This window comes from Bradyrhizobium sp. UFLA05-112 (assembly GCF_053572325.1).
Window position 1 is genome coordinate 13584 of sequence record NZ_JBANBK010000068.1, and the last position, 24173, is coordinate 37756.

Below are 24173 nucleotides of genomic sequence, written 5' to 3' on the forward strand. Positions count from 1 at the left end.
CGGCAGCTGACATATGGGCGCACTATTTGATCGGCGGACGCGGCAGCACGGCCTCACCGGCCTCGAGCCGGTAGGTGTGGTCGAGTGAATACCAGGGCGTCGCGACGTCGCGCTCAGTCGGATGCGACGCATCATGGCGCTGGAACTTGCCAATCAGCGCTTGAGTCACGCCGAACTGCACGTCGCTGTCGATGTGCGGATCCGTGGGGTCGTAGACCTGCGAGATCAGCACCTTGAATCCGGGCTTGAAGATTAGGGCGTGCAGATGCGCGGGACGGTAGGGGTGCCGACCCTGCGCCTTCAGGAGGCGGCCGACCACGCCGTTGGTCGGAATGGGGTAACCGACCATCATCATCGAGCGGAACGAGAAGCGTCCGTCCTGGTCGGTCGTGAACTTGCCGCGCAGGTTCATGTCCGCCTGCTCCGGATCCTGGTTCTCGTAGAGGCCAACCGGCGAGGCGTGCCAGACATCGACTTCTGCGCCGGCGACGGGGCGGCCTTTCCTGTCGACGACGCGGCCGCTGACGAACAGCGGCGCACCCGGCGTCTCGGAGCGGACGATCGATCCGCCATTCTCCACCCGCGGCGAGTTCAAGCGCCAGAACGGTCCGAGCAGCGACTGGTCGGTTTCGGTGTTGCCCTGATCGCCATTGTTGAGCAGGCACACCAGGGGCGAGACGCCAAGCGAGCCGGCCATCAGCACGACTTCGTTGTGCGTGTCTGTGGTCAGCTTGCCGAGTTCCGCGATGATCGCCGTAGCGTCGCGAAACTCCTTCTCGGTTAGTCGAACGTCACGGACGAAGCCATGCAGATGCTTGACTAGCGAGATCATGATCTGCCGCATCCGCGGATCGGACGTCCGCTCCATCACCGCCAGAGCGGCGGCCGTGACGTCCTGTTCGCGCTCGATGATCATGGCACGGCCCTCTCACTTGGCGTCATGGCCGGGCTTCTCCCGGCTATCCACGACCTTCTCCCGGCACCAAGAGCGTGGATGCCCGGGACAAGCCCGGGCATGACGAATCTTTGGCACCCGCCCCGGGATGCCGAGACGCTGCGCCTTTCGTCAGTTCAGTTTCTCGATCGCGACCGCGACGCCCTGGCCGACGCCGACACACATGGTGGCGAGCGCGAGCTTGCCGCCGCGCTTCTCCATGCCGTGCACGGCGGTAAGCGCAAGGCGCGCGCCGCTCATGCCGAGGGGATGGCCGAGCGCGATCGCGCCGCCATGCGGATTGACGAAGTCGGCATCGTCGGCGACGCCAAGCTGGCGCAGGCAGGCGATGCCTTGAGAGGCGAAGGCTTCGTTGAGCTCGATCAGGTCGAAATCGCTGATCTTCTTGCCCAGACGCTCCATCAGCTTGCGGGTCGCCGGCACGGGGCCAATGCCCATGATGCGCGGCGGCACGCCGGCCGAAGCGAGGCCGAGGATGCGCGCGCGCGGCGTGAGGCCATGCTTCTTCACGGCCGCTTCGGACGCGAGGATCATCGCTGCGGCGCCGTCATTGACGCCGGAGGCGTTGCCGGCCGTCACCGTACCGGGATTGCGCACGATCGGCTTCAGCTTGGCGAGACCCTCGCGAGTCGTCTCGGGCCGCGGATGCTCGTCCTTGTCGACGGTGATGGGGCCGGCCTTGCCGCCGGGAATCGTGATCGGCGTGATCTCCTCGGCGAAATAGCCGGCGGCGATCGCCGCACCCGCGCGCTGCTGCGAGCGGATGGCGAAAGCGTCCTGATCGGCGCGCGAGACCTGGAATTCCTCGGCGACGTTCTCGCCGGTCTCCGGCATGGCGTCGACGCCGTATTGCGCCTTGAGCAGCGGATTGATGAAGCGCCAGCCGATGGTGGTGTCAAAGATCTCCGCCGAGCGCGAGAAGGCTTCCTGCGCCTTGCCCATCACGAAGGGCGCGCGGGTCATGGATTCGACGCCACCGGCAATTGCGAATTCGATCTCGCCGGAGCGGATGGCGCGGCCCGCCGCACCGACCGCGTCGAGGCCGGAGGCGCAGAGGCGGTTCAGCGTCTGGCCGGGAACCGAATCCGGGAGCCCTGCGAGCAGCAGCGCCATGCGCGCCACGTTGCGGTTGTCTTCGCCGGCCTGGTTGGCGCAGCCGAAGAACACTTCGTCCACCTGCGACCAGTCGAGCTTGGGGTGCTTGGCCATCAGCGCCTTGATCGGGGCGGCGGCGAGATCATCGGCGCGCACCTTGGCGAGCGAGCCGCCGAAACGGCCGATCGGGGTCCGGACGGCATCGCAGATAAACACATCACGCATCGTTGTTCTCCCTGAGTGCCGCGGTCCGGCCAAAATTCTTCAATGACGGCGGAGTTTTAGGAGGGCGCCCGCGGCAGGTCAATTGACGGTTTCGCGCGCGATTCGCAGGGGGCTGACGCCGGCAACGCATGCCGCGCTGCGGACAGCGTGGAAAACCCGCCTCCCCCGGCCAAAGCGATAGGACCACGGGACGAAATTTTGTAGGTTGCGCCGCCCATGACGATGCAACAGCCCATTCCCGCACCAGAACCTGAATCCGCGCCCGCGCCGCAAGCAGAAGCTGCTGCCCGTGTCACGCCGATGATGGAACAGTATCTGGAGATCAAGGCGGCACATCAGGGCCTGCTGCTGTTCTACAGGATGGGCGATTTCTACGAATTGTTCTTCGAGGACGCCGAGATCGCCTCCAAGACGCTCGGCATCGTGCTGACCAAGCGCGGCAAGCATCAGGGCGCCGATATTCCGATGTGCGGCGTGCCGGTCGAGCGCTCCGAGGATTATCTGCACCGCTTGATCAGCGCCGGCCACCGGGTCGCGGTGTGCGAGCAGACCGAAGATCCCGCCGCCGCCAAGGCGCGCGGCAACAAGAGCGTCGTACGCCGCGGTGTGGTGCGGCTGGTCACGCCGGGCACGCTGACCGAGGACACGCTGCTCGATGCGCGCGCCAACAATTATCTGCTGGCGATCGCGCGCGCCCGCTCCTCCTCGGGCGGCGATCGCTTTGGTCTCGCCTGGATCGATATTTCGACCGCCGAGTTCATGGTGACGGAATGCGCAGGCGGGGAGCTAGCCGCAACGCTGGCGCGCATCAATCCGAACGAGGCTGTTGTCACCGACGCGCTCTACAGCGACAACGAACTGGGACCGGTCTTGCGCGAGTTGCCGGCGGTGACGCCGCTGACCCGCGACGTCTTCGACGGCGCCACCGCCGAGAAACGCCTATGTGATTATTTTGCGGTTGCGACCATGGACGGGCTCGCACAGCTCACGCGGCTCGAGGCCACGGCCGCGGCCGCCGCCGTCACCTATGTCGACCGCACCCAGGTCGGAAAACATCCACCGCTGTCACCACCCGCGCGCGAGGCCTCCGGCGCGACCATGGCGATCGATCCGGCCACTCGCGCCAATCTCGAGCTGACGCGGACGCTGGCCGGCGAACGCCGCGGCTCGCTGCTCGACGCGATCGACTGCACGGTGACATCGGCGGGCTCGCGCCTGCTCGCACAGCGCCTCGCGGCACCGCTGACGGACGCAGCAGGCATCGCGCGGCGGCTCGATGCGGTCAGCGCCTTCGTCGCGGACTCCGCCGCGCGCGAGGACATCCGCAGCATTTTGCGCGGTGCGCCCGACATGTCGCGCGCGCTGGCGCGGCTCTCGGTTGGCCGCGGCGGACCGCGCGATCTCGCCGGGATCCGCGACGGCATTTTGGCGGCCGACCAGGCGCTGGCACGGCTCAATGAAATCGTCCAGCCGCCGCAGGAAATCGCCGCGGTGATGGCAGCATTGCAGCGGCCCTCGCGCGAGCTCGCGGCGGAGTTTGCGGCCGCGCTCGCCGAGCAATTGCCGCTGATCAAGCGCGACGGTGGTTTCGTCCGCGAAGGTTATGAGCCCGCGCTCGACGAGGCGAGAAACCTGCGCGACGCCTCGCGCCTGGTAGTCGCCTCGATGCAGGCGCGCTACGCCGACGCGACCTCTGTGAAGGGCCTGAAGATCCGGCACAACAACGTGCTCGGCTATTTCGTCGAGGTGACCGCGCAGCATGGCGACAAGCTGATGTCAGCGCCGCTGAACGCGACCTTCATCCACCGCCAGACACTGGCTGGACAGGTGCGCTTCACCACATCCGAGCTCGGGGAGATCGAGGCCAAGATCGCCAATGCCGGCGACCGCGCGCTCGGGCTCGAGCTGGAAATCTTCGAGCGGCTCTGCGCCAAGGCGCTTGATATCAGCGAGGATCTGCGCGCCGCGGCGCATGGCTTCGCGCTGCTCGATGTCGCGACCTCGCTGGCAAAGCTCGCGGTCGACGAGAACTATGTGCGGCCCGAGGTCGACGGCTCCTTGGGCTTTGCCATCGAAGCCGGGCGCCATCCGGTGGTCGAGCAGGCCTTGAAGCGCAATGGCGAGCCGTTCATTGCCAATGCCTGCGACCTGTCGCCGGCGCCAGCACAGAAATCCGGCCAGCTCTGGCTGCTCACCGGCCCCAACATGGCCGGCAAGTCGACCTTCCTGCGCCAGAACGCGCTGATTGCTTTGATGGCGCAGATCGGCAGCTTCGTGCCGGCCTCGCGCGCGCGGATCGGCATCATCGACCGGCTATTCTCGCGCGTCGGCGCCGCCGACGATCTCGCGCGCGGCCGCTCGACCTTCATGGTGGAAATGGTCGAGACCGCGGCGATCCTCAATCAGGCCGGCGAGCGCTCGCTCGTGATCCTGGATGAAATCGGCCGCGGCACCGCGACCTTCGACGGCCTCTCGATCGCCTGGGCCGCGATCGAGCATCTGCACGAGAGCAACCGCTGCCGCACGCTGTTCGCCACGCACTACCACGAGCTCACTGCACTTTCAGCAAAGCTGCCGCGGATGTTCAACGCCACGGTCCGGGTCAAGGAGTGGCAGGGCAACGTCGTGTTCCTGCATGAGGTGCTGCCGGGCTCGGCCGACCGCTCCTACGGCATCCAGGTCGCAAAGCTCGCCGGCCTGCCGCCGGCCGTGATCACGCGCGCCAAATCCGTGCTGGCGAAACTCGAAGCACAAGACCGCGGCCAGACCGCGCGTGCGCTGGTCGATGATCTCCCGCTGTTCGCGGTGCCCTCACGCGCCGCCGCGGACGCAGCACCGCCGAGTGAGGCCGAGCTGCTCGTAGAAGCGCTAAAGGCGCTGCACCCCGACGAGATGACGCCGCGCGAGGCGCTGGATGCGCTCTATTCGCTGAAGGCCAAGCTGCCGAAGCAGTGAAGGTGCGTAGGGTGGGCAAAGGCGCGAAGCGCCGTGCCCACCATCTCTCCGCAACCTCGACATCAGCGGTGGGCACGCTTCCGCCTTCGCTCTTCGAGCTGCGGCGGAAAAGTCGCTTTGCCTACCCTACACTTCCGAGCGCTTGGCTACGCCCTCGCCGCGATCGCGGCGGCTTCGGCGGCGGCGCGCTGCATGCTGGTCGACATCTCGTTCGTCACCGTGCTCTGCTCCTCGATGGCTGCTGCGGTCGAAGTCACGTATTCGCTGACGTTGTTGATCGCCTGCTTGATCGACGAGAGCGCGCTGACGACATCGCCGGAGATGCCGTTGAGGCTGCCGATCTCCTGGCCGATCTTGTCGGTCGCCTGCTTGGCTTGGTTGGCAAGGCTCTTCACCTCGGAGGCGACCACTGCGAAGCCGCGGCCGGCTTCACCCGCGCGCGCCGATTCGATGGTGGCATTGAGCGCGAGCAGGTTGATCTGCCCGGTGATGCTGTTGATCATCTCGACGATGCCGCTCATCGCCTGCGCGGCTTCGGTCAGACGCTGGGCCTGCGCGTCGGCGGAGGCGACCTGTTCCACCGCGCCCAATGCGGTCTCGCGCGATTTGGTCATCGCTTCCGAAATCTCCCGCACCGAGGCGTTGAGCTCCTCGGATCCGGCGGCAACCGATTCCATCATGCCGCGGACGCGTTCATTGCCCATGCGGACCAGCACCTGCTTGGTGGTATCGGTCGCATATTTCACCACCTTGAACGGCTTGCCGTTGAGATCGAGGATCGGATTGTAGGAGGCCTGGATGTAGACCTCCCTGCCGCCCTTGCCGATGCGCCTGTATTCAGCCGCCTGGTACTGGCCGCGGTTGAGCGCGGCCCAGAACTCGCGATAGGCGGCGCCGTCGCGCTCCGACGGGTCGACAAACATGCTGTGGTGCTTGCCCTTGACCTCGGCGAGCGCGTAGCCGAGCGTGGCGAGGAAGTTACGGTTGGCTGTGATGATCGTGCCGTCCATGTTGAACTCGATCACAGCCTGTGCCTTGTCGATCGCTGCGATCTGGCCGGCAATGTCGACGTTCTTCAGCTTCTCGGCGGTGACGTCGGTTGCGAACTTGACGACGCCAAATGGCCTGCCGGCCTCGTCGAGCAGCGGATTGTAGGAGGCGAGGATCCAGACCTCGCGGCCGCCCTTGCCGATACGCTTGAACTCGCCCGAACGGTATTCTCCGCGGTTGAGTGCGGCCCAGAATTCGCGATAGGCCGCGCCGTCGCGCTCGGCCTGCGGCACGAACAGGCTGTGATGCTTGCCCTGGATCTCGCCGAGCGAATAGCCAAGCGCATTGCAGAAATTCTCGTTGGCCGTGACGATGCTGCCATCGAGGCGGAACTCGATGACGGCCTGCGCGCGGCCGATGGCGGAGATCTTCGACGCATCCGCCATGCTGTGGATCTTCTTGGCGGTGATGTCGGTCGCGATCTTGACGATCTTGACCGGCTTGCCGTCATCGCCGAGCACCGGATTGTAGGACGCTTCGATCCAGATCTCGCGGCCGCCCTTGGCGATCCGCTTGAACTCGGCCGCCTGGAACTCGCCGCGGCGGAGCCGTTCCCAGAACGTCCTGTAGGCGGCGCTATCGCGATGGTCGGCCGGCACGAACATGGAATGGTGCTTGCCCTGGATCTCGTCCAGCCGGTAACCGAGCGCGTCGAGGAAGTTCTTGTTGGCCGCGATGATCGTCCCGTCCGGCCTGAACTCGATCACGGCCTGCGAATGGCTGATGGCGTCGAGCTGCGCCTGGGCATTTCCAATGGACTTGCGACCAAACATCGTAATTTCTCCAGATTAAGGCATAGGTCCTCGTTGGGCGCGAACACATGCGCGCGCCCTTAATGGCACTTTGAGCTTTCGGCGGACCGATCGCTCATACTGGACTGCTAAATTGCGGCGCGCCCGCTGACGCGAACATGAAAACGCAAGCACGCTTTGATGTCGTCTCCGCCCAACGCAGGGACGACAAGAAGGGTACTATTACGTACAAGGCCCAAAGATTAAATTAATGATCGTATCGAAAACAGGCAGCGAAGCTGCTGCTTGCTCTTTAATGCGTCACTTTCCTGCGCGCGTTCCACCACAGCGTAAGATTCCAGGTCACGCAGGTTGCAAGCGCAAGGCTCAAGCCGATCGCCGAGTCGAATCGCACCACCACAACGTGCATCACTGCGATCGCCGCGCCGAATCCGAGCAAGCCCCAGGCAGAGTTCGCGATCACCGCTGCGGTCGGCGGGCCGCCGATGCGCGGATGCAGGATCACCATCATGCTGGTGAAAACGATCGGATAGAGCGCGATGACGCCGCTGACGCGCGGTCCGACCCAGCCAGAGGTCGAAACCACGATCGCAACCAGCGTTGCGACCAGCGCGGCGCGGAAGGGGATGTCGTACCAGCGGCGCGTAACCAGCGGCATCTTCACATGGCGGTATTGCGCGAGAAGTGGAATGCAGATGCCGAACGCGAACAGGTTGGCGGCAAGCCCCGCAGTCAGGGTCCAGTCGAACATGCGGATGATGGACGCAAGCACGATCCAGACCGCAACTGCGCTTCCGACACTCACCAGAAAGCTGTGCCGCTGCGCGAGCACGACATAGGTGAGCCCGAGGAAGATCGTCGCGGCGTTGACGGGAAGGCTCGCCAGCGCACCCTGCGCGATGAAGGCGGCATCGTGATCGAGTGCGAGAAAGACATAGGAAGGGCCGGCCGAGATCGGCAGCGTCGCGACCAGCGCGCCGATCACCGGACCGGAGCGCTCGGTAATGATTGACGCCGTCACGACAAACGCCGCAGCGATCGCCATGCGCAAGAGGAGGAAGAGTATGAAGGTGAGTTCGGGAGGCATTTGGCGCGGGTTGATTATTGTTGGATCGATTTATCCGCGGGCGCTTTCACCCCTGCCGTAGGGAGAGGTCGATTTGCGTAGCAAATCGGGGGAGGGCTTCAGGTCCCACGAGAGAGCGCTGCCCCTCACCCGCGCTTTCGGCGCGACCTCTCCCTCCGTGAGAGGTGGGCAGCTACATCCTCTGCATCGACACCGAAACCTTCGGGCCGTTCTTGATGGTCTGGTAGACCACGCAATAGCGCTCGGTGAGTTTCAGCAGCAGATCGAGCTTGTCTTGGGGTGCGTCGGTGTCGACCTCAAAGCGCAGGCGGATCTCGGCGAAGCCGACCGGGGTCTCCTTGTCGACGCCGAGCGTGCCGCGGAAATCGAGATCACCCTCGGCGTAAACGTTGCCGGTCTTCAAGGGCACATCAATCGCGGTCGCGACCGATTTCAGCGTGACGCCGGCGCAGGCAACCAGCGCCTCGAGCAGCATGTCGCCCGAGCAAAGCTCCAGCCCGGAGCCGCCCGTCGCCGGATGGAGGCCGGCGATGGCGAGCGCGCGACCGGTCTCGACCTTGCAGGCGATGCCACCGTTGTCGGTCGAGCCCTTGGCCTTTAGCGTGATCAGCGCCGCCTTCGGATCAGTCTTGTAGCGTTCCTTGATCGGGGCCTGCATCTGGCGAAGTTCTGCGGCATCCATTTTTGTTCTCTCCCGGAAGATCGCCCCTCGATGTACCGGCTGGGAGCAAGATTGTCACCACCACATCGCCTGGCCGGGACCCTGGGTTGCGTCACGGTCAGGCACATTGCGATCGAGCGAGCGGTCGAGCGACGTCAGGACATTGCGCTTGAAGCTGTCGAACAGCGGCGAGTTGCGGTCGCGCGGGCGTGCCAGATTGATCTCGATCTGGTCGAACAGCCGGCCCGGCCGCGGCCGCATCACGAGCACGCGATCAGCCAGCACCACGGCCTCGTCGACGTCATGGGTCACCAGGATCAGCGTCGGGCGCGTGTCGGCCCAGAGGTCGAGCAGGTGATCCTGGAGATCCCTGCGCGTGAAGGCATCGAGCGCCGAGAACGGCTCGTCGAGCAGGAGCACTTCGGGCTGCGGCACCAGCGCACGCGCGATCGCGACGCGCTGCGCCTGTCCGCCCGAAAGCTCGCGCGGCCAGGCATCGGCCTTGTCGGCAAGTCCGACGCGATCGAGCGCCCGTGCGACTCTTTCGCGCCGCTCGCCTGCGGGAAGATCGGCGATGCCAAAGCCGATATTGTCGGCCACGCTGAGCCAGGGCAGCAGCCGCGGCTCCTGGAAGATGATGCCGATCTTGGCGTGCGGCGACGTTATCGCCTCATCATCGAGCGTCACCGCGCCGGAGCTGGCGCGATCGAGGCCGGCGATGGCGCGCAGCAGCGTTGACTTGCCGCAGCCGGAACCGCCGATGATGGCGACGATCTCACCCTGCTTGATCGCAGCCGAGAAGCGCGCCAGCGCCTCGACGCCATTGGGGTAGGTCTTGCTCACCCGTTCGAGCGCCAGCATCACGCCCCTCCCCGCTCGCGGCCGAAGGCATCCTGCCAGCGGAGCAGCGGCGCCGTCGCGATCTCGATCATCCAGTCGGTGAGCTTGCCGAGGATGGCGAAGATGACGATCGCGGCCACGATCTGCGCGGGCTTGCCGAGCTGCTGGCCGTCGATCAGCAGATAGCCGAGGCCTTCGGAGGCCCCCATGAATTCGGCGGCAACGACGAACATCCAGCCAAGGCCAAGCCCGACACGGAGCGACACGACGTAAGCCGGGAGCACGGCGGGCAGCAGGATGCGGCGGATCATGGCTGGGCCCGACAGGCGGAAGATGCGGCCGACCTCGACGATCTTGCGATCGACGATGAGAATCGCGCCCATCACGCCGAGATAGACCGGAAAGAAAACGCCGACCGCGATCAGTGCGATCTTGGAGGTCTCGAAGATGCCCAGCCAGAGGATGAACAGCGGCACCCAGGCAATCGAGGGAATTGCACGCAGCGCCTGCACGGTCGGATCGAGCAGCCGGCGCGCCAACGACCAATAGCCGGCGATGGCGCCTAACAGCGTGCCCGCGACGACGCCGAGCACGAAGCCGAGACCGACACGCCACAAGGTCGCGGCGATGTGCCGCGTCAACTCACCCGAGCGGGCAAGATCGAGAATGGTCGCCAGGACTCGCGAGGGCGGTGGCACCAGCCGGCCGTTGGAATAGCCGAGCCAGACCACGAGCTCCCAGCCAAGCGCGAGCGTCAGCGGCAGCACGAGCCCGAGCAGCGGCCGCGCGTAGCGTGCAATGCGCGGCGCACGCGTTAGGCCGCTCTCGGACTGTTCCACCGCTGGGGCTTCGAAGGTCATAGCCATAGCAAGCGCGTCTCTGGCGGGAATGCAAGGGAGCGCAACATTCTCGACCGCCGTCCTGGGCTCGCTTCGCGCCCCGGGACGACGGCGGAGTTGGTTGCGCCCGCCTCTCCACTTGCGTAGCCCGGAGCGCAGTGCAATCCGGGATAGCGCCGCGGGAGGAAAAGTCCCGGATTGCGCTGCGCTCCATCCGGGCTGCAGGCCAGCATCAATTCGTCGGCAGCGGGACCTGGTCGTCGATCAGTGCATCGAGCGTGGCCTTCACATCCACCTTGGCGTCGACGACGCCGGCCTGCTGGAGCGCGAGGCCGGCGGCGAGGATCGAGTCGCGCTGCGCGGCGCCGATGCGGCTGTGGGTCAGTTCGGTGCGCTCCTTGAGCTGCTTGTCGACAACGGCATCGGGCAGCTTCGTCACCGCGATGAAGGTCTTCTTCAGCTCGTCGTAATTCGCCAGCGAGAACTTTCGCGCGTCCTCGTACACCGCGAGCACGCGGCGGACGATGTCGGGATAGTCCTTCAAGAACTGCTCGCGCACATTGAGGATGCCCCAGGTGTTGGCGTCGGCCTTGCGATAGAACAGCTTTGCGCCCTCCTCGACCTCGGCCTGCGCCATCATCGGATCGAGGCCGGCCCAGGCATCGACGTCGCCGCGGATCAGCGCGGTCTTGCCGTCGGCATGCTGAAGCAGCACCGGCGTGATGTCCTTTTCCGAGAGGCCCGCCCCAAGCAGCGCACGCACGAGGAAGATGTGCGGATCGGTGCCGCGGGTCACCGCGACGCGTTTGCCCTTCAGATCAGCCACGTCGGTTATCTTGGAATCCTTGGTCGTGACCAGCGCAGTCCATTCGGGGCGCGAATAGACGTAGATCGACTTGATCGGGTTGCCGTTGATCCTTGCGACCAGCGCCGCCGAGCCCGCAGTCGAGCCGAAATCGATCGAGCCGGCATTGAGGAATTCAAGCGCCTTGTTGGAGCCGGCCGACTGCACCCAGGTGATGCTGATGCCGTCCTTGGCGAACTCCTTCTCGAGAAGCCCCTTTTGCTTCAGGACCAGCGACACCGGATTGTAAGTCGCCCAGTCGATGCGAAGCTCCTTCAGCGGCTCGGCTGCGCGCGCCAGACCAGTGGTCAGCGCGAGCGCCACACCGCCCGCCAGCAGAATGCGTCGTGAAAATCTGGTCATGTCCGGCCTCCTTGCGAAACTTCATTGTTTTTCAATGAGTTATACCTAGAGGTCAACGAGAAAATCCCTATCTTGAAACCGGCCCGGCCGAGAACAAGTTTGTCGAAGGCCAGCCTTTCCAAGCATGGAACGACTATTGCGAGAGAATGGCGGGTGACAGCGCCGGTCAGCTCTTATATCCGGTGAAGCATGGACAGTGTCGCGCCCCAGCACAAGCAGGAGATGGATGATCGTTTCGACAGCGCGCGGGCAACCGCCGCGATCGATGCGCTTGCCGCAAAGCATGAGGGGCGCGAGGACGCGTTCCGCACGGCGATGGCGCAACTGCTCAAGGCCGAGCTGATCGCGGCGCGCGCGGAAGCGCAGAAGATCCTGCTGAAAGACCGCCACGGCCGGCGCTGCGCAGAGCGGCTGTGCCACGTGCAGGACGAGATCATCCGCATCCTCTACTCGGCCGCGACCCGCCATCTCTACCGCTCGCCGATCCCGACCGGCGCCGAGCGCATGGCAGTGGTTGCGACCGGAGGCTATGGCCGCGGCTTGATGGCACCGGAATCCGACATCGATCTCTTGTTCATCCTGCCCTACAAGCAGACCGCCTGGGGCGAGCAGGTCGCCGAAGCCATCCTCTATTGCCTGTGGGACATGGGCCTGAAGGTCGGTCACGCCACGCGCTCCGTCGATGAATCGATCCGGCAGGCGCGCGGCGACATGACCATCCGCACCGCCATCCTGGAGACGCGCTTCCTGACCGGCGACCAGCCGCTCTATGACGAGCTGGTCGCGCGGTTCGACAAGGAAGTGGTCCAGGGCACCGCATCCGAATTCGTTACCGCAAAGCTCGCCGAGCGCGAGGAGCGGCATCGCCGCGGCGGCCAGTCGCGTTATCTGGTCGAGCCCAACGTCAAGGACGGCAAGGGCGGCTTGCGCGACCTGCACACGCTGTTCTGGATCGCGAAATACGTCTATCGCGTGCGCGACACCGACGAGCTCGCCGAGCGCGGCGTGTTCGACGCGCAGGAGTACCGCACCTTCCGCCGCTGCGCCGACTTCCTCTGGTCGGTACGCTGCAACCTGCATTTCTACTGCGGCCGCGCCGAGGAGCGTCTCTCCTTCGACCTCCAGCGCGAGATCGCGGTGCGCCTCGGCTATACCTCGCATCCCGGCATGCAGGACGTCGAGCGTTTCATGAAACACTACTTCCTGGTCGCCAAGGAAGTCGGCAATCTCACCGCCATCCTGTGCGCGAAGCTCGAAGACCAGCAGGCCAAGCCCGCGCCGGTGCTGAGCCGGATGATGGCGCGCCTGAGGCCCAGCACCGTGAAGCGGCGCGTCCCTGACAGCGACGACTTCATCGTCGACAACAACCGCATCAACCTGGCTGCACCCGACGTGTTCAAGCACGATCCGGTCAACCTGATCCGCATCTTCCGCCTGGCACAGAAGAACAACCTCGCCTTCCACCCCGACGCGATGCGTAACGTGACGCGCTCGCTGGGCCTGATCAACGCGCAGCTTCGCGAGAATCCCGAAGCCAACCGGCTGTTCATGGAGATTTTGACCTCCAACGACGCCGAGACCGTGCTGCGACGGATGAACGAGACCGGCGTGCTCGGCCATTTCATCCGCGCCTTCGGCAAGATCGTCTCGATGATGCAGTTCAACATGTATCATCACTATACCGTCGACGAGCATCTGATCCGCTGCATCGGCTTCCTGCAGGACATCGAGCGCGGCGGCATCGAGGAGTTCACGCTCGCCAGCGACCTCATGCGCAAGACGCGGCCCGAGCACCGGCCGGTGATCTATATCGCGACGCTCTTGCACGACATCGCCAAGGGGCGGCCCGAGGATCATTCCATCGCGGGCGCCAAGGTGGCGCGCCGGCTCTGTCCGCGGCTCGGCTTCAGCCCGGCCGATACAGAGCTCGTGGCCTGGCTGATCGAGGAGCATCTGACCATGTCGACGGTCGCGCAGTCGCGCGATCTGTCGGACCGCAAGACGATCGAGAACTTTGCCGCCGTAGTGCAGTCGGTCGAGCAGATGAAGCTGCTCACGATCCTCACCACCGCCGACATCCGCGGCGTCGGGCCCGGGGTGTGGAACGGCTGGAAGGCGCAGCTCTTGCGATCGCTTTACTACGAGACCGAGCCGGTGCTGACCGGCGGCTTCTCGGAAGTAGACCGGGGCAAGCGCCTCGCCGCCGCGCACGCCGAGTTTCGCAACGCCTTCGCCGAATGGCCGAAGGAGGAGCTGGATGCCTATGTCGGCCGGCACTATCCGGCCTACTGGCTCAAGGTCGAGCTGCCGCGCAAGATGCGCCACGCGCGCTTCGTGCGCGCGAGCGAGCAGGCCGGCCACAAGCTCGCGATCAATGTCGGCTTCGACGAGGTCCGCGGCGTCACCGAACTCACGATCTTCGCCGCCGACCATCCCTGGCTGCTGTCGATCATCGCGGGCGCCTGCGCGTCCGCCGGCGCCAACATCGTCGACGCCCAGATCTACACCACGACCGACGGCCGTGCGCTCGACACCATCTCGATCTCGCGCGAATACGACCGCGACGAGGACGAGGGCCGTCGCGCCACCCGCATCGGCGAGATGATCGAGGACGTGCTGGAAGGCAAGCTGCGGCTGCCCGAGGTGGTGGCGCGGCGCACCGTGCGCAGCAAGGCGAGGCCCTTCGTGATCGAGCCGGAAGTGATCATCAACAACCAGTGGTCCGATCGCTACACCGTGATCGAGGTCTCCGGTCTCGACCGTCCCGGCCTGCTCTACGAATTGACCACCGCGATCTCCAAGCTCAACCTCAACATCGCCTCCGCGCATGTTGCGACCTTCGGCGAGCGCGCGCGTGACGTCTTCTACGTCACCGACCTCCTTGGCGCGCAGATCAACGCGCCGACGCGGCAGGCCGCGATCAAGAGCGCGTTGACGCATGTGATGGCGGGCGAGAAGGCGGTCCAGCCGGCGGCGTGAAGGTCGCGCCTGTTCTCTCCACGTGCCATTCCGGGCTCGCCGCTTGTGCGCCGCCCCGGAATGACGAGCGAAGAAAGAGGCGCCTCGCCAACTACACCCCCACCCCCTCATGCCTCAGCAGCCAGCGTTTGCGCTCGAGGCCACCGCCGTATTTCACCAGCGAACCGTCAGCGCCGATCAGGCGGTGACAGGGCAGCACGACGCTGATCGGATTGGAACCGTTGGCGTGACCGACGGCGCGCACCGCCTTGGGCATGTCGAGCCTAGCGGCCAGCGCGCCATAGCTCAGCGTCGTGCCGACAGGAATTGTCGCAAGCGCTGTCCACACCTTGCGCTGGAACGGCGTGCCGGCGACGCGCCATTTGATCGATTTCAGCCGGACGAGATCACCGCCGAAATAAGCCGACAGGGCCGATCGCATCTCGACAGGCGCGCGCCGCGCACGCAGATCGACCGCACCATGATGCAGGCGCAGCAGCTCGTGCATTCGGTGCTCGTAATCGTCCCAGTCGAGCGCGCGCAGCGTGCCTTCTGCATCCGTGACGAGCAGAGCGACCCCGATCGGCGTCTTCAGGCGATCGAAGCCAAACGATTCCGGGTTTTGCGACGCAGCCGTCATGATTAGCTCGGCGAAGAATGGACCGACACAGACTGTCGCGACACGCCCGCGAACGCCACCCGAAAGCTGACACGCCTTGCGCCCTGGCGAGGCTTCCTCCACAATTCCAGGCAGCGATGGCGGCCGCTCGAACAGGCGGAAACAGACCATCGACAGATAATTCCGTGAGGAGGAAGATTCCGGATGAACAATCGCCCAGCCCATTTGGCCGCCACCGCGGCCTTCGCCCTTGCGCTCGCGGCCTCGCCGGCGCTCGCGCAGAAGAAATACGATCCCGGTGCGAGCGACAGCGAGATCAAGATCGGTCAGACCAACCCTTTCAGCGGGCCAGCCTCCGCCTATGCCACGATCGGCAAGACTCAGGCGGCCTATATGAAGATGATCAACGATCAGGGCGGCGTGAACGGCCGCAAGATCAATCTGATCCAGTATGACGACGCCTATAGCCCGCCGAAGGCGGTCGAGCAGGTCCGCAAGCTGGTCGAGAGCGACGAGGTGCTGCTCACCTTCCAGCTTCTCGGGACGCCCTCGAATGCGGCCGTGCAGAAATATCTCAATTCCAAGAAGGTGCCGCAGCTCTTTGCCGCCACTGGCGCGTCGCGGTTCACCGATCCCAAGAACTTCCCGTGGACGATGGGATACAATCCCAACTACTTCGTCGAAGGCCGCATCTACGGCCAATACATCATCAAGAACCATCCGAACGCCAAGATCGGCATCCTCTATCAGAACGACGATCTCGGCAAAGACTATCTGAACGGCATCAAGGCCGGCCTCGGCGACAAGGCCGCAAAGATGATCGTGGCGGAAGCGTCTTACGAAGTCTCGGATCCGACCATCGATTCGCAGATCCTCAAGATCAAGGACGCGGGCGCGGATCTCTTTTTCAGTGCGACGACGCCCAAGCAGGCGGCGCAGGCGATCAAGAAGATCGCCGAGCTCGACTGGCATCCGGTTCACATCCTCGACATCAACTCCGTATCGGTCGGCGCGGTGATGAAGCCGGCGGGGCTCGAAGCTTCCAAGGGCGTGATCAGCGTGAATTACGGCAAGGATCCGCTCGATCCGACCTGGAAGGACGATCCAGGCATGAAGAAGTATTTCGAGTTCATGGCAAAGTACTATCCCGAAGGCGACAAGGACTCGCTCTTCAACGCCTACGGCTACTCGACGTCTCAATTGATGGTCTACGTGCTGCAGAAGTGCGGCGACGACCTGACGCGTGAGAACGTCATGAAGCAGGCGACCAGCCTGAAGGACGTCAAGCTCGACCTTGCACTGCCAGGCATTGTCGCCAACACCTCGCCGACCGACTACCGCGTCAACAAGCAGCTTCAGATGATGAAGTTCAACGGCGAGCGCTGGGAGCTGTTCGGCCCGATCCTGGAGGATGCAGGCCCGGCGGGTTAGTCAGGAAAAGACCGGACGAAAAAGGTCATGCCCGGGCAGAAGCGCGTCTTCGCGCTGGATGTCCCGGGCATCCACGTTCCTGAGCCGAGAAAAGACGTGGATGGCCGGGGCAAGCCCGGCCATGACGCCATGAGAGACCGAGTGTCACTCCGGCACCTCGCCGAAATTCTTTCCGATCGGCAGCACGGCATGGCGGATCAGGCGGGAGTCCTCGACCGCCGCTTGCCGGTGTTTCACCGCTTCGCGATAGACGGGGTCGCGGATCATCTCGACGAAGGCGGCGACGCTTGGATATTCGGCGATGAAGCAGTGGTCCCAGCGTTCCTGCTGCGGACCGATCAGCATTATCTCGAACCTGCCCTGCCAGACGATGCGGCCACCGAGGCGCGTGAACACCGGGCCGCTTTCGCGACCATAGGCCGCATAGGCCTCGGCGCCGGTCGCTTTGCGGCCGTCGGGATAGGCCGCCTCCTTGCGCAAGCGAACCAGATTGAGCATGTGGATCGGACCCGGGCGGTCGTTCTCCCGGAATTGCGCGAAAACCTCCTTGGTCGGATCGATATGGCCCATGGGTGCTCCCTTTCGTTGATGGCTCGATCCTAGCTTTGCCGCGCCTCTCGCGGAACCACCGGCACGCGGCCGCCGCACCTCCTAATCCCGCGTTAAGCTTTGCGTAACCGGGCCTTAAACAGCCACAGCTAGCGTGCGGTGGGACGGACTGACCGGGCGTTTGTGGATGGCGTGGGGAAAGAAAAAAGGCGGGCGCAAGGAGCCACTGTTTGGCTTGCCCGCAGCGCTGGCCGATTTGCGCCTGACGCCTGCCGATCGCATCCCGAACGCCTCGGACGACAAGCCGAAAAAGGACAAGGCCAAGCGCAAGAGCGACGATGCCGATGACGAGCCCCCGCGCGAAAGGAAGGCGCCCGTGAGCCGCAGTGGCGCAAAACGAAGGTCGAAGTCGAAGATCGGCTTTGGCATCGGCCGTCTGTTCTACTGGGGCGCGGTGCTCGGCCTGTGGGGCGTGATCGCCGTGATCGGCGTCGTGATCTGGGTCGGCGCCCATCTGCCGCCGATTCAATCGCTGGAAATTCCAAAGCGCCCTCCGACGATCCAGATCGTCGGCATGGACGGCAGCGTGCTGGCGCAACGCGGCGAGATGGCCGGCGCCAATGTGGCGCTGAAGGATCTGCCGCCGTATTTGCCGAAGGCCTTCATCGCCATCGAGGACCGCCGCTTCTATTCGCATTTCGGCATCGACCCGGTCGGCATCCTGCGCGCCCTGGTCACCAACGTGGTTCATCGCGGCGTATCGCAGGGCGGCTCGACGTTGACGCAGCAGCTTGCCAAGAACCTGTTCCTGACGCAGGAGCGCACCATGCAGCGCAAGCTGCAGGAGGCCGAGCTTGCGATCTGGCTGGAGCGCAAGCACTCCAAGAACGAGATTCTGGAACTCTACCTCAACCGCGTCTATTTCGGCTCCGGCGCCTATGGTGTCGAGGCCGCCGCGCAGAAATATTTCGGCAAGTCGGCCAGGAACGTGACGGTTGCGGAGGCCGCGATGCTCGCGGGCCTCGTCAAATCGCCCTCGCGCCTCGCGCCCAACCGCAATCCCGAAGGCGCGGAAGCGCGCGCGCAGGTCGTGCTCGCCGCCATGGCGGAGGCCAAATTCATCACCGAAGCGCAGGCGCAGGCCTCGATCGGCCATCCCTCCTACAACGTGAAGCCGGCCGGCGCCGGCACCGTGAACTACGTCGCCGACTGGATCGGCGAGGTCCTGGACGATCTCGTCGGCCAGATCGACCAGAGCATCACGGTCGAGACCACGATCGATCCAAAGCTGCAGAGCGTCGCGGAAGCCGCCATCATCGACGAGCTCGCGGCGAAAAGCGTGAAGTTCAACGTCAGCCAGGGCGCGCTGGTCGCGATGACGCCTGACGGCGCCGTGCGTGCCTTGGTCGGCGGGCGGAACTATTCCGAGAGTCAATACAATCGCGCAGTGACCGCCAAGCGCCAGCCGGGCTCCTCGTTCAAGCCGTTCGTCTACCTGACCGCGCTGGAGCAGGGGCTGACGCCCGACACGATCCGCCAGGACGCGCCGATCGAGGTCAAGGGCTGGAAGCCTGAGAACTACACCCACGAGTATTTCGGGGCGGTGACGCTGACCCAGGCGCTCGCGATGTCGCTCAACACGGTCGCAATTCGCCTCGGCCTCGAAGTCGGGCCGAAGAACGTGGTGCGCACCGCGCACCGGCTCGGCATCTCCTCGAAGCTTGAGCCCAACGCCTCGATCGCACTCGGCACCTCCGAAGTCTCGGTCGTCGAGCTGGTCGGCGCCTATGCGCCGTTCGCCAATGGCGGCCTCGCTGTGTCGCCGCATGTGGTGACGAAGATCAAGACGATAGAAGGCGGCAAGTTGCTCTACATGCGCCAGCCCGACGAGCGCAACCAGGTGATCGAGCCGCGCTACGTGGCGATGATGAACACGATGATGCGGGAAACGCTGATCTCCGGCACCGCCAAGAAGGCGGAGATCCCGGGCTGGATGGCCGCCGGCAAGACCGGCACCAGCCAGGATTACCGCGACGCCTGGTTCATCGGCTACACCGCCAACCTCGTCACCGGTGTCTGGCTCGGCAATGACGACAGCTCGCCGACCAAGAAGGCGACCGGTGGTGGCCTGCCGGTGGAAGTCTGGTCGCGCTTCATGCGCACCGCGCACGAAGGCGTGCCGGTAGCGGCCTTGCCGAATTCGCAAGCCGGCTGGGGCCTGTCGAACCTCGCGCAGGCGGCCTCGCAGGTCTCCGCACCGACGCCGTCCGCTGTTGTCAACAATAGCGGTACTCGCCCGCCAGCCACGCGCGCCAATGTGCGACCGGAGCCGGCCGCGGGGCTCGACGGCTGGCTGATGGACCGATTGTTTGGCGGGAACAGGTAGCCGCTAAAAGCGCTGTCAGGTTCGGCCTGAACAAAAAGCTCGAAAACAACCCCATGCACAGTAGCCGGTGAGAGCCGGCGCGACGCGCGGTGGATTTTGCGAGGTCATTGATGCGGCGGACGAAGCAGACGTCGCGACGCGACTTCACTTGCCATTCCCCGCGTAGGCCGTCGCCTCATTCGGGTCATTGCCCGCGAAAGCGGCAATCCAGTACGCCGCGGCTTCTCCGTATTCTTCACCGCCTCTGGAATACTTGATCGTCCACTCCAGTGCGCAATTGCGCACAAGGCGGGCGATGACGGCTTCGGATACGGCCGACGGCTTACAGCCTGGCTAGCAAGAGAGGGCCTTAATCCTCGATCCCGTAGCGATGCAGGTCGTTGCCGTGCGTATCGAGCCACTTCTTGGCGCGCTCGACCGAGGGGCAGATCTTCGCGCAGACGCGCCAGAACCGCGGCGAGTGGTTCATCTCGACGAGATGGGCGACCTCGTGGGCTGCGAGATAGTCCAGCACGTAAGGCGGCGCGAGGATCAGACGCCAGGAGAACGATAGCGAGCCGGCGGAGGTGCAGGAGCCCCAGCGGCTCGACTGATCGCGGATCGAGAGCCGCCTGACGCGAACGCCGAGTTCGGCGGCATAGGCTTCCGCCGAGCGTTGCAAATCGTGGCGCGCCTCGCGCTTGAGGAAGTCGTGGACACGGCGATCGACGTGATCGACACCGCCGGCAACGCAGATGATGCGCTCGCCGCTATCGCGCGTCTCGGTCCACACCGTGCCGCGTACGCCGGCGCGATGCACGATCCGGTGCGGGAGGCCACGAAGCGGTATCACAGTGCCCGCCTGGAACGGTGCGGCCTTCGGCAAGCGGCCAAGGCGCGCGGCAATCCATGCACCGTGACGCTGCGCAAAGTCTTTTGCCTCTGCGAGCGTGCCGCGCGGCGGCATGGTGAGGATCGCTTCGCGATCACTCGGATGAATGCGAAGCGTATAGCGCCGCGCGCGACGGTGTCGGCGCAGCCTTATCGCGAAAAATTGCGATCCGTGGTGGATCACAAAGGTCTTGGGTTCGTGAGGCCGCCGATAAAGGAGCGCGCGAGTGGCCATGTCTGTCAGTCCGGGGAGCAGGAGTTCGCCCGGATTCTGCCATAACCGCCGCCACGGAAAGCGCTCGGCGCAAAAACAAATCATTTGCCCAATATACAGGGGTTGGCAGCCCGGGAGCCCCTACAGACTGGGGTTGGAACCGGTTTTTTTCGCCCCCGCCAGGTGCATGATGGGGCCCCAAAGTCTGAGGCCCCGCTCACTCCTACAAAACTACCTAATTACCGCGAATCTGGCGGGAACCCGGCCCCTTCGAAGCGCCGTACCATGCGCGGGAAACCCGAAAAAGCGGCCTATTCGGCCGCCAACGCCAGTGAAGCCTTCGGATTCGCCGCCGAAATCATGAAATCGTGGATGCGTGGCACGATTTCCGACTTGAAGCGCGATCCATTGAACACGCCGTAATGTCCGACGCCCTTCTGCACGTAGTGCACGCGGCGATGATCGGGGATCGAGCTGCACAAACCGTGAGTCGCTTCGGTCTGACCGAGACCGGAGATGTCGTCGTTCTCGCCTTCCACCGTCATCAGCGCAACGCGCGTGATCTTGGTGGGGTCAACCCGCGTACCGCGGTGGGTCATCTCACCCTTCGGCAGCGCATGCTTGACGAACACGGTGTCGACCGTCTGCAGATAATACTCCGCGGTCAGGTCCATGACCGCGAGGTATTCGTCGTAGAAGTCACGGTGCTTGTCGACGAGATCGCCGTCGCCCTTCACCAGATTGGCAAACAGCTGCTTGTGCGCATCCATGTGCCGGTCGAGATTCATGCTGATGAAGCCGTTGAGCTGCAAAAAGCCCGGATAGACGTCGCGCATCATGCCCGGATGCGGGAACGGCACCTTGGTGATGACGTGGTTGCGGAACCAGTCGATGCCGCGCTCCTCGGCAACCTTGTTCACCGCGGTCGGATTGCGGCGGGTGTCGATCGGGCCGCCCATCAGCGTCATCGAGGTCGGCACGAACGGGTCGCGCCGCGCTTCCATGATCGAGACGGCCGCGACGACGGGCACCGAAGGCTGGCACACCGCCATCACATGGGTGTTGCCGCCGAGCACATGCAGCATCTCGATGACGTAGTCGATGTAGTCGTCGAGATCGAAGCGGCCTTCGCTCAATGGGACCATGCGCGCGTCGGCCCAATCGGTGATGTAGACCTCATGCGCCGGCAGCAGGGCCTCGACCGTGCCACGAAGCAGCGTCGCGTAGTGGCCGGACATCGGCGCCACGATCAGCACGCGCGGCTGCGGGCTGCGCAGCGGACGGGTGAACTTGCGATCGAAATAGAGCAGCCGGCAAAACGGTTTTTCCCAGACCGGGCGGACCTCGACGGGGACGCGGATGCCGTTGACCTCGGTGTCGTCGAGGCCCCATTCCGGCTTGCCGTAGCGGCGCGTCGTGCGCTCGAACAATTCGCAGGCCGCGGCCAGCGACTTGCCGACATCGGTGTGCGACCACGGATTCAGGGGATTCTGAAACAAGATCTTGGTGGCGTCGGTGACTGCGCGCGCTGGATTGAGAGAGGCGTGCGCCATCTCATACATCCAGTACATCGGCGTCGTTAAGACCGGACTGCCTTCGGCCACCAGGGGCGGTGCGCCGCCAAACTCACCAATAGGCATATCGTATATCCTCTCGCATCGCAGCATACTGCCGAATGCGTAATATTGCGTCAATGCATGGTTCCGTACATGTACGGGCTCTCCGTCGCAAAAACGAGCCTGAATCCACGGGAAAGTGAAGCTACTCGCCGCTGGACAGCAGCGAGCCGTGCTTCTTGGCGCTGCGCAAAAGGGCAAGGAATGCCCAGAAAGATGCCGCCAGAAGGCCAGCATTGATGGCGAGCGCATATAGCATCAGGTCGGCCCGGAAGCTGTGGTCGATCAGCAGCGCCCGCATGCCCTCGAATACGTAGGTCGGCGGCAGCGTCCAGGCGACGACTTGCAGCCAGGGCGGCAGCACGCTGACCGGATAGTAGATGCAGGCGAGCGGCATGATCGCGAACATCAAGGTCCAGACGATGCTTTCGGCCCCGAGCCCGTTCCGCAACACCAGGCCGGAAACGAAGATGCCGACCGCCCAGCTCGTGAAGATCAGATTGCAGAAGAAGGCGATCAGCGGCAGGCCGAGGCTGTAGACGTTGAAGTGAAACAGAAACAGCGCGAGCAGCGTCATCGGGATGACGCCGATCGCGAGGCGAATCAGGCTCATGACCATAAGTGCGAGCAGGAACTCGATCGGCTTGAGCGGGCTCATCATGAGATTGCCGATGTTGCGCGCCCACATCTCCTCCAGGAACGAGATGGAGAAGCCGAGCTGGCCCCGGAACAGGATGTCCCAGAGGATGACGGCACCGATCAGCGTGCCGCCGGCCCGCGCGAAGAAATTGGCGTTTTGCGCGACATAGAGCTGGATGAAGCCCCAGGTGATGACCTGGAGCGCCGGCCAGTAGAGCAGCTCCAGAAGCCGCGGCCAGGACGACATCAACAGGTACCAGTAGCGCAGGATCATCGCATTGATGCGATGCATCGCCAGGCCGCGATGGAGCGCGAGCTCGCTCATCGCACCGTCTCCCGCGCCGCTCCGTTGCTACGGCCGCGCGCGACGTCCAGAAACACATCTTCCAGAGTGTCGCGGTTGTAGCGGGCCATGATGGCGTCGGGCGTATCGTCGTCCTCGATGCGACCGCGCTTCATGATGATGACGCGGTCGCAGAGCCGCTCGACCTCGAGCATGTTGTGCGAGGCGAGCAGGATGGTGGCATTGTGGGCCTTGCGGTAGGCCTCGAGATGCGACCGCACCCAATCGGCCGTGTCAGGGTCGAGCGAGGCCGTCGGCTCGTCCAGCAGCAGCAGCTCGGGCTGGTTGATCAGAGCCTTCGCAAGCGCAACGCGGGTTTTCTGCCCGGCCGAGAGCTTGCCGTTGGCCCGGTCGATGAATTCGTTGAGATCGAGATCGTCGGCAAGCTGCGCGATGCGACCGGACAGATCCTTCACCGCATAGAGCTTGCCGAAAATCGTCAGATTCTGCCGCACCGTGAGCCGCATCGGCATGTCGACATAGGGGCTTTCGAAATTCATCCGCCCGAGCACATCGGCGCTCTGCTCGGGCATCCGATGCCCGAGCACCCGCACACGGCCGGAGGTCGCCAGCACCAGGCCCATGATGATCGCGATCGTCGTGGTCTTGCCGGCGCCGTTGCCGCCGAGCAGACCCGTGATGCTGCCGCGCGGAAGCGTAAAGGAAATGTCGTCGACCGCACGGGTCTGCTTGTAGACCTTGACGAGATGGTCGACCTCGATCGCCGCGGACAGGGTGCCGTCCGCGACAGTCGGCCGACTTGAAGCCTTGTCATTCTCGGTCATGCTGGGCGTTCTTCTGCTATTGCGGCGGCAAGCGCAAGACTTGTAACCAGACGGATTGTGTGAGCCACCCGCGTTTGTGACCTGAGAAGGCAGTGCC

Annotated in this window: 18 protein-coding genes; 4 read left to right on the forward strand and 14 right to left on the reverse strand. The window is 64.5% G+C overall.

Going from position 1 to position 24173, the window contains the following annotated elements; translation table 11 throughout:
- Nucleotides 1-22 precede the first annotated feature (22 nt).
- Complete coding sequence (locus SO180_RS30915) at nucleotides 23-916, reverse strand: dioxygenase family protein (RefSeq protein ID WP_449382612.1); 894 nt, start codon at nucleotides 914-916, stop codon at nucleotides 23-25.
- A gap of 150 nt (nucleotides 917-1066) precedes the next feature.
- Nucleotides 1067-2275: a 3-oxoadipyl-CoA thiolase gene (pcaF, locus tag SO180_RS30920; protein WP_449382613.1), complete on the reverse strand. Its 1209-nt coding sequence runs from the start codon at nucleotides 2273-2275 to the stop codon at nucleotides 1067-1069.
- A 216-nt stretch (nucleotides 2276-2491) separates the two neighbouring features.
- Here pcaF and mutS point away from each other — a divergent pair, with 216 nt between their 5' ends.
- Nucleotides 2492-5230: a DNA mismatch repair protein MutS gene (gene mutS / locus SO180_RS30925; protein ID WP_449382614.1), complete on the forward strand. Its 2739-nt coding sequence runs from the start codon at nucleotides 2492-2494 to the stop codon at nucleotides 5228-5230.
- Nucleotides 5231-5376: 146 nt separating this feature from the next.
- Here mutS and SO180_RS30930 read toward each other — a convergent pair whose 3' ends face one another.
- The 6 genes from SO180_RS30930 to SO180_RS30955 all read right to left on the reverse strand — a co-directional run bounded on the left by SO180_RS30930 (nucleotide 5377) and on the right by SO180_RS30955 (nucleotide 11666).
- Nucleotides 5377-7053, reverse strand: coding sequence for a methyl-accepting chemotaxis protein (locus SO180_RS30930; RefSeq protein ID WP_449382615.1), 1677 nt, complete (start codon nucleotides 7051-7053; stop codon nucleotides 5377-5379).
- 271 nt (nucleotides 7054-7324) lie between these two features.
- Nucleotides 7325-8119 (reverse strand): hypothetical protein, encoded by a 795-nt coding sequence (locus SO180_RS30935; RefSeq protein ID WP_449382616.1) that lies wholly within the window; start codon nucleotides 8117-8119, stop codon nucleotides 7325-7327.
- A gap of 172 nt (nucleotides 8120-8291) precedes the next feature.
- Entirely contained in the window at nucleotides 8292-8801 is a 510-nt protein-coding gene (locus SO180_RS30940) for an OsmC family protein (protein ID WP_449382617.1), read from the reverse strand.
- Nucleotides 8802-8855: 54 nt separating this feature from the next.
- Entirely contained in the window at nucleotides 8856-9641 is a 786-nt protein-coding gene (locus tag SO180_RS30945; protein ID WP_449382618.1) for an ABC transporter ATP-binding protein, read from the reverse strand.
- Nucleotides 9641-10486, reverse strand: coding sequence for an ABC transporter permease (locus tag SO180_RS30950; protein WP_449382619.1), 846 nt, complete (start codon nucleotides 10484-10486; stop codon nucleotides 9641-9643). The genes SO180_RS30945 and SO180_RS30950 overlap by 1 nt, the downstream gene beginning before the upstream one ends.
- A 205-nt stretch (nucleotides 10487-10691) precedes the next feature.
- Complete coding sequence (locus SO180_RS30955; protein ID WP_449382620.1) at nucleotides 10692-11666, reverse strand: aliphatic sulfonate ABC transporter substrate-binding protein; 975 nt, start codon at nucleotides 11664-11666, stop codon at nucleotides 10692-10694.
- A 189-nt stretch (nucleotides 11667-11855) separates the two neighbouring features.
- Here SO180_RS30955 and SO180_RS30960 point away from each other — a divergent pair, with 189 nt between their 5' ends.
- The gene (locus tag SO180_RS30960) at nucleotides 11856-14645 is read left to right on the forward strand and encodes a [protein-PII] uridylyltransferase (RefSeq protein ID WP_449382621.1); all 2790 of its coding nucleotides are present in this window, start codon (nucleotides 11856-11858) and stop codon (nucleotides 14643-14645) included.
- 91 nt (nucleotides 14646-14736) lie between these two features.
- On the opposite strand, the gene SO180_RS30965 is transcribed toward SO180_RS30960, so the two are convergent.
- A complete protein-coding gene (locus tag SO180_RS30965) occupies nucleotides 14737-15264 on the reverse strand; it encodes a methylated-DNA--[protein]-cysteine S-methyltransferase (protein ID WP_449382637.1) in 528 nt (175 codons plus the stop codon).
- A gap of 183 nt (nucleotides 15265-15447) precedes the next feature.
- On the opposite strand from SO180_RS30965, the gene SO180_RS30970 reads away from it, so the two are divergent.
- On the forward strand, nucleotides 15448-16674 hold the full coding sequence (locus SO180_RS30970; protein WP_449382622.1) for an ABC transporter substrate-binding protein: 1227 nt from the start codon (nucleotides 15448-15450) through the stop codon (nucleotides 16672-16674).
- A 144-nt stretch (nucleotides 16675-16818) separates the two neighbouring features.
- On the opposite strand, the gene SO180_RS30975 is transcribed toward SO180_RS30970, so the two are convergent.
- Nucleotides 16819-17244 (reverse strand): DUF1330 domain-containing protein, encoded by a 426-nt coding sequence (locus SO180_RS30975; RefSeq protein ID WP_449382623.1) that lies wholly within the window; start codon nucleotides 17242-17244, stop codon nucleotides 16819-16821.
- A 166-nt stretch (nucleotides 17245-17410) separates the two neighbouring features.
- Between SO180_RS30975 and SO180_RS30980 the strand changes: the two genes are divergently transcribed.
- A complete protein-coding gene (locus tag SO180_RS30980; protein WP_449382624.1) occupies nucleotides 17411-19609 on the forward strand; it encodes a transglycosylase domain-containing protein in 2199 nt (732 codons plus the stop codon).
- Between the two features lie 349 nt (nucleotides 19610-19958).
- Here SO180_RS30980 and SO180_RS30985 read toward each other — a convergent pair whose 3' ends face one another.
- The 4 genes from SO180_RS30985 to SO180_RS31000 all read right to left on the reverse strand — a co-directional run bounded on the left by SO180_RS30985 (nucleotide 19959) and on the right by SO180_RS31000 (nucleotide 24076).
- Nucleotides 19959-20798 (reverse strand): M48 family metallopeptidase, encoded by an 840-nt coding sequence (locus SO180_RS30985; RefSeq protein WP_449382625.1) that lies wholly within the window; start codon nucleotides 20796-20798, stop codon nucleotides 19959-19961.
- Nucleotides 20799-21004: 206 nt separating this feature from the next.
- The gene (locus tag SO180_RS30990; RefSeq protein WP_449382626.1) at nucleotides 21005-22333 is read right to left on the reverse strand and encodes a polyhydroxyalkanoate depolymerase; all 1329 of its coding nucleotides are present in this window, start codon (nucleotides 22331-22333) and stop codon (nucleotides 21005-21007) included.
- Between the two features lie 121 nt (nucleotides 22334-22454).
- Nucleotides 22455-23273, reverse strand: coding sequence for an ABC transporter permease (locus SO180_RS30995; RefSeq protein ID WP_449382627.1), 819 nt, complete (start codon nucleotides 23271-23273; stop codon nucleotides 22455-22457).
- Nucleotides 23270-24076, reverse strand: a complete 807-nt coding sequence (locus SO180_RS31000) for an ABC transporter ATP-binding protein (protein ID WP_449382628.1) — start codon at nucleotides 24074-24076, stop codon at nucleotides 23270-23272. The genes SO180_RS30995 and SO180_RS31000 overlap by 4 nt, the downstream gene beginning before the upstream one ends.
- Nucleotides 24077-24173: the final 97 nt, after the last annotated feature.

Coding starts and splice junctions, on each gene's coding strand:
- SO180_RS30995 (WP_449382627.1), bottom strand. CDS start 23,273: ATGAGCGAGCTCGCGCTCCATCGCGGCCTGGCGATGCATCGCATCAAT.
- SO180_RS30930 (WP_449382615.1), bottom strand. CDS start 7,053: ATGTTTGGTCGCAAGTCCATTGGAAATGCCCAGGCGCAGCTCGACGCC.
- SO180_RS30915 (WP_449382612.1), bottom strand. CDS start 916: ATGATCATCGAGCGCGAACAGGACGTCACGGCCGCCGCTCTGGCGGTG.
- SO180_RS30975 (WP_449382623.1), bottom strand. CDS start 17,244: ATGGGCCATATCGATCCGACCAAGGAGGTTTTCGCGCAATTCCGGGAG.
- SO180_RS31000 (WP_449382628.1), bottom strand. CDS start 24,076: ATGACCGAGAATGACAAGGCTTCAAGTCGGCCGACTGTCGCGGACGGC.
- SO180_RS30980 (WP_449382624.1), top strand. CDS start 17,411: ATGGCGTGGGGAAAGAAAAAAGGCGGGCGCAAGGAGCCACTGTTTGGC.
- SO180_RS30950 (WP_449382619.1), bottom strand. CDS start 10,486: ATGGCTATGACCTTCGAAGCCCCAGCGGTGGAACAGTCCGAGAGCGGC.
- mutS (WP_449382614.1), top strand. CDS start 2,492: ATGACGATGCAACAGCCCATTCCCGCACCAGAACCTGAATCCGCGCCC.
- SO180_RS30970 (WP_449382622.1), top strand. CDS start 15,448: ATGAACAATCGCCCAGCCCATTTGGCCGCCACCGCGGCCTTCGCCCTT.
- SO180_RS30990 (WP_449382626.1), bottom strand. CDS start 22,333: ATGCCTATTGGTGAGTTTGGCGGCGCACCGCCCCTGGTGGCCGAAGGC.
- SO180_RS30955 (WP_449382620.1), bottom strand. CDS start 11,666: ATGACCAGATTTTCACGACGCATTCTGCTGGCGGGCGGTGTGGCGCTC.
- SO180_RS30940 (WP_449382617.1), bottom strand. CDS start 8,801: ATGGATGCCGCAGAACTTCGCCAGATGCAGGCCCCGATCAAGGAACGC.
- SO180_RS30985 (WP_449382625.1), bottom strand. CDS start 20,798: ATGATTTGTTTTTGCGCCGAGCGCTTTCCGTGGCGGCGGTTATGGCAG.
- SO180_RS30960 (WP_449382621.1), top strand. CDS start 11,856: ATGGACAGTGTCGCGCCCCAGCACAAGCAGGAGATGGATGATCGTTTC.
- pcaF (WP_449382613.1), bottom strand. CDS start 2,275: ATGCGTGATGTGTTTATCTGCGATGCCGTCCGGACCCCGATCGGCCGT.
- SO180_RS30965 (WP_449382637.1), bottom strand. CDS start 15,264: ATGACGGCTGCGTCGCAAAACCCGGAATCGTTTGGCTTCGATCGCCTG.
- SO180_RS30945 (WP_449382618.1), bottom strand. CDS start 9,641: ATGCTGGCGCTCGAACGGGTGAGCAAGACCTACCCCAATGGCGTCGAG.
- SO180_RS30935 (WP_449382616.1), bottom strand. CDS start 8,119: ATGCCTCCCGAACTCACCTTCATACTCTTCCTCCTCTTGCGCATGGCG.